At 43.2% G+C, this 410-nt stretch carries 1 protein-coding gene; it reads right to left on the reverse strand.

The annotated features are described in order from the left end of the window. On the reverse strand, positions 1 to 410 hold a 410-nt coding region (locus tag V6256_RS15225), incomplete at both ends, for an IS3 family transposase (protein WP_341599109.1).

The following is a 410-nucleotide window of genomic DNA, read 5'->3' on the forward strand; positions in this document are numbered from 1 at the left end:
TCGAGTACAACCGCAAGATATATCCAGCGACTACCTGCCCAAATATAAGTGATATCCCCGCACCAAACATGATTTGGCTGAGCAACATTAAATTCTCGCTCCAATAGATTTGGAATGCCAGGTCGTTCTACGGTTGCCTTTTTGTAAGCGTGCGAACCCGGCTGTTTACTGATTAAGTGCATATCTTTCATGATACGCCTTACTTTAAAGCGACCTATGTTGAAGCCAGCTTCACCGAGCATCATAACGAGGCTTCGGCTTCCTGCAGCGCTTCTGCTCAGTTTGAATAGCTCATTTACCTTGGCTCGTAACGCTACTTCTTGCTTATTAATCACTTTTCTAGCTTGTTTAAAGCCATAAAAACTAGCGCGTGGTACTTCAAAAACTTCACAAATCAATTCTGTAGACTC

The sequence above is a fragment of the Psychromonas aquatilis genome (assembly GCF_038155185.1).
Classification (GTDB): Bacteria; Pseudomonadota; Gammaproteobacteria; order Enterobacterales; family Psychromonadaceae; genus Psychromonas; species Psychromonas aquatilis.